The 315-nt window shown below is 36.8% G+C and carries 1 protein-coding gene; it reads right to left on the minus strand.

The window, feature by feature from the left end; translation table 11 throughout:
- Positions 1-315, minus strand: a 315-nt coding sequence (locus TEPIDINF_RS15255; RefSeq protein ID WP_421692404.1) for a transposase, incomplete at both ends; no start/stop codon positions are given.

Here is a 315-nt window from a genome sequence, read left to right on the forward strand (position 1 = left end):
GATTCCATTCAAAAGGTTTCTGATTTTTTAACATTGCAAAAGCAATTTTTATAAACTTGTTTCCCATTGCAATATAGATTTTACGTACTTTTTTGCCTTTTTCCTTTAATCTGTTATAAAAGGGCTTTAAAGCTTCATTATGTGTGGATAAGCAACGCCCGGCGGTATATATGGCTCTTCGTAAATTTGAATTCCCTTGTTTGGAGATACCCCCATAATAGCCGCCATTTTGCCCAGATTGCTTGATGACAGGATTTGTTCCTGCTTTTTTAATGAGCTGGCTAGCACTATTATAGTGGGAGAGATCCCCCATTT

This window comes from Tepidibacillus infernus, assembly GCF_048898065.1.
GTDB classification, from domain to species: Bacteria; Bacillota; Bacilli; order Tepidibacillales; family Tepidibacillaceae; genus Tepidibacillus_B; species Tepidibacillus_B infernus.